The sequence below is a fragment of the Mucilaginibacter straminoryzae genome (assembly GCF_022953055.1).
Classification (GTDB): domain Bacteria; phylum Bacteroidota; class Bacteroidia; order Sphingobacteriales; family Sphingobacteriaceae; genus Mucilaginibacter; species Mucilaginibacter straminoryzae.
In genome coordinates this window covers 1-4,162 of sequence record NZ_JALJEJ010000021.1, presented here as the reverse complement: position 1 = coordinate 4,162, position 4,162 = coordinate 1, and the positions used below count along the sequence as shown (strand labels likewise).

Genomic DNA, 4,162 nt, shown 5'->3' with positions numbered 1-4,162 from the left:
AGTAGTAATAAGTCGCTATAGAGAAACTATCTGCTTCATCACAAATACAGTAGTCATATGGCAATCAAAGTCCGAAAAGTTTTATATCCCCCGCGTATTAACGTAGTTGTGCAACAGCCACTTTTAGCTCGTGCCAATCTCAATACATGTATAATTATGCTTATAGCTACGATGCGTTGAAGCGGATTATCAGCGGAACTTCCGACGAAGCCTTTAATGAGAGTAATATCGGTTACGATTACTTAGGCAATATCCTGAGCCTTACCCGTAACCCAGGCGGTACCAATGCCTACACTTATAACGGCAACCGTTTAACAGGAATTTCTGGCTTTGTTAACAGTTCTTACGTTTACGATGGGAACGGTAACCAGACAGATGATAGCGGTAAGGGTATCCACATTGATTATAATGTGTTAAATTTACCTAAAACCATCACCAAATCTTCAACAGGCGAGGTAATGAATAATGTATGGCTATCTACTGGGGCAAAGGTTAGGAAATCAGTTGGTGGATTGGTAAGGGATTATGTTGGTGGTATCGAATATAGCAACGGTTCGATTGAACTCATCCAAACCGAAGAGGGTCGGGCGGTGCCAACCGGAAACGGCGGGTTTAGCTATGATTATATGCTGAAAGACCAGTTAGGTAATACCCGGGTATTACTAAAACAAGATGGTACACCACTAGAACGCAATGACTATTATCCTTTTGGCCAACAGGTGTACCGTCAGACCAATGCCACAACTTCGCCAGAAAACCGTTACAAGTATAACGACAAAGAGCTACAGACTGAACTTGGTTTAATGCAGTACGATTATGGCGCGCGCTTTTATGACCCAGTAATTGGAAGGTGGACGAGCGTTGATCCTTTAGCAGAGGTAAGCCGGCGTTGGTCTCCTTACAATTATGTAACAAATAATCCGATTAGAAAAATTGACCCTGATGGGATGTTAGATATCGACGCCCTATTTGAGCGTCTAAGTAACATTGATCCATTACAAAAAGATCGTGATCGAACTGCTTTAGGCGACGGAAGTGAAATTGGCGATGACGAAGCACCGATTAATCATCGATATAACTTAGATAACTATGACAATGAACTCGGAACATCGCAAAGTTCCGGAGTTAAATCGCTAATAGATGCCGCAGTCAACAAACCAGAACGACTTGCGGGAGGCGATGATAAAAATAAAAAGAAGAAAAAGGACAACAAGGGTGAACGGGTAGATGGAAAAGGATTTTTTGATGCGGCAATTGGAACGTTTGGAGGAGTGGCAGAAATAGGTACAGGGTTAGCAGCAGAGCTAGAGACAGCTGGATTAAGTACAGGTTTAGTGGTCGATGGTTATTATAGCGTTGTTGCCAATGGAGGACGAATGGTGTCTTATTTAACACTAAATAAAAAGATTGGCGATATAATCCCAACAAATATCAGAGCGATAATTGGAAAGCTTTATGATGGTACAAATGGCGTATCTATTTTTACAGTCGGCAAGGCGCAAAGCGTTTTGGGACTAGCAATGATGTGTTACTCATGATATCACCAGCTGGTAATGTTTCTGCACTGAAATCTCTATTTCAAAATCCCACACTATATAATTTAGGTTCAGCAGTTGCATCGTATTATGCAGGTAGTTATGCAACCTATAATAGTATTAACTCAGTGAAAAGTGCATACAGAAAATAAAAGTTACAATATGCTTCAAATAGGCAAAGGTAAAGTGAAAGAATATGTAAATTCTTACAGGAGAACTATGTTTATTGGAACTCCAATGTTTTTAATAATCAACTATTTTATGTGTTATTTCAATTTACCAAACGATGAAAACTTGTGGATATTTCTAATTGTTTTCGTTCTTATTTCAAGCCTCACTAGTTTTTTTTGCCTTTTTTTTCCTCTTCGAGCTATTAAACGTTATGAGAAATTGGTAGATAGCATTGAAATTGATGATTTAGGGATAGATATTCGTTTGATAAACGGAAAGGTCATAAGAATTGAAAAAACAAAATATCAAATAAAAGCTTCATTTTTTATGTTTGGTAATAGTAATAAAAAATGTATTTCTATACTAGATACTGGGAATGATAAAGAGTATTTTATACTTCCTTACTTATTTGATAATCCTTCCTACTTTAAAGAGTTGAAACCAAATTAGTCCAAGTAGAGCCTCTTTTTAGAGTAATAGCCCATAAAAAGACATAAAAAATATGTATATTTATGGAAATGAACATCATAGAAACGATCAATCGTTTTCCGGATCAGTCAAGCTGCATAGCTTATCTGGAAGGATTAAGATGGCAAAACGAGCCGGAGTGCCCTTATTGCAATAGTAAACGAAGTAGTAAGCGACACGAAACTTATCGTCATCAATGCCATGGCTGTAACCGAAGCTATAGCGTTTTGGTGGGAACAATTTTTGAAAGTACTAAACTGCCGCTTACCCAGTGGTTTTTAGCCATATCACTGATCTTAAATGCGAAAAAAGGCTTATCTGCACGGCAGTTGAGTCGCGATCTGGGTGTTAATCGTAAAACAGGCTGGTATTTACAGATGCGTATTCGTAAGGCGATGCAAGAAGGCGAAGATGTTAGTCTGTTTAAAGGGATTGTTGAGATTGATGAAACATACATAGGAGGCAAGAAAGCAAACCATTCAAAGAAAAAACGTCAGGCCAGACGTGATAATAAATTGCAAATCACAGGTTACCAGGATAAACAGCCAGTGATCGGCTTATTAGAGCGGGATGGTAGAATAAGGCTTCAGGTAGTCGATAAAGCGCATGGTGTAACGATCAAACCGATTATTGAAAAAACGGTCAGTAAGGACGCCACCATTGTTACTGATGGCTTTGGCGGCTATGCCGGTCTAAGCAAAATCTTCCGGGAGCATCAGGTGTTAAATAAGGACAAGGAACAATACGCAAGGGGTAAATACCATACCAATACCATTGAGGGCTTTTGGACATTACTTAAGCGTGGTATTTATGGTCAATACCATAAAATATCAGCCCGCTATCTACAGTCTTATCTTGATGAATTCACTTTTAAATACAATCATCGTGACAACAGGCTCATTTTTGATGTGCTAATCAATAAAATCGCCGCTGTCACTTAATGGGCTATTACTCTTTTTAGGAAGCTGCATTTGTAATAGATGAGATTGCCGATACTACTGGCATTGAGAGCTTTTGGGGTTATGAGTTTTCAAAGCAATACTTGTGCTGGTGCGCGGGTGTCTATAGCTCCCTTGCTGGCGCGAGTTTGTAACTCGTGCCAGTTTAAATAGGTGCATAATTATGCTTATAGCTACGATGCGTTGAACCGGATTACCAGCGGAACTTCCGACGAAGCCTTCAATGAGAGTAACATCGGTTACGATTACTTAGGCAATATCCTGAGCCTGACACGTAATCCGGGCTGTACCAATACATATGCGTATAACGGCAACCAGACTGACGATAGCGGTAAGGGTGTCCACATTGATTATAATGTGTTAGATTTACCTAAAACTATCACCAAACCTTCTACGGGAGAGGTTTTGAATAATGTGTGGTTATCTACGGGAGCAAAAGTCAGGAAATCAGTAGGAGGATTAGTAAGGGATTATGTTGGCGGTATAGAATATAACAATGGTTCGATTGAACTCATCCAAACCGAAGAGGGTCGGGCGGTGCCGATCGGAAACGGCGGGTTTAGCTATGATTATATGCTGAAAGACCAGTTAGGTAATACCCAGCTATTACTAAAACAAGATGGTACACCACTAGAACGCAATGACTATTATCCTTTTGGCCAGCAGGTATACCGCCCGACCAATGCCACAACTTCGCCAGAAAACCGTTACAAGTATAACGACAAAGAACTACAAACCGAATTTGGATTGATGCAATACGATTATGGCGCGCGGTTCTATGACCGGGTAATAGCAAGATGGACGAGTGTTGATCCTTTGGCAGAGGTAAGCCGGCGATGGTCTCCTTACAATTATATTGTATAGAATGATTGACCCCTTTTTTGCATGAATTGTGTAGTATAAAGAACAAAACATTCATGAAAGGGGAATTCACCAACGGGCATTAAAGTGTTAAATTGTAGGTACCAAACTTCAATTAACATGTCATCCCAAGTAGAATTCCCTTTATTATTTGATCGTTGTGCAGGA

The 4,162-nt window shown here is 39.8% G+C and carries 4 protein-coding genes; all 4 read left to right on the top strand.

Annotation, left to right across the window (positions count from 1 at the left end; genetic code table 11):
• Positions 1-146 precede the first annotated feature (146 nt).
• The 4 genes from MUY27_RS20500 to MUY27_RS20690 all read left to right on the top strand — a co-directional run bounded on the left by MUY27_RS20500 (position 147) and on the right by MUY27_RS20690 (position 3,997).
• The gene (locus MUY27_RS20500) at positions 147-1,538 is read left to right on the top strand and encodes an RHS repeat domain-containing protein (protein ID WP_245133352.1); all 1,392 of its coding nucleotides are present in this window, start codon (positions 147-149) and stop codon (positions 1,536-1,538) included.
• A 159-nt stretch (positions 1,539-1,697) separates the two neighbouring features.
• The gene (locus MUY27_RS20495; RefSeq protein ID WP_245133350.1) at positions 1,698-2,156 is read left to right on the top strand and encodes a hypothetical protein; all 459 of its coding nucleotides are present in this window, start codon (positions 1,698-1,700) and stop codon (positions 2,154-2,156) included.
• A 68-nt stretch (positions 2,157-2,224) separates the two neighbouring features.
• Positions 2,225-3,115 carry an IS1595 family transposase gene (locus MUY27_RS20490; protein WP_245133348.1) on the top strand — a complete coding sequence of 297 codons (891 nt, stop codon included), beginning with the start codon at positions 2,225-2,227 and terminating at the stop codon, positions 3,113-3,115.
• A 171-nt stretch (positions 3,116-3,286) separates the two neighbouring features.
• Complete coding sequence (locus tag MUY27_RS20690; protein WP_245133346.1) at positions 3,287-3,997, top strand: RHS repeat-associated core domain-containing protein; 711 nt, start codon at positions 3,287-3,289, stop codon at positions 3,995-3,997.
• Positions 3,998-4,162 lie beyond the last annotated feature (165 nt).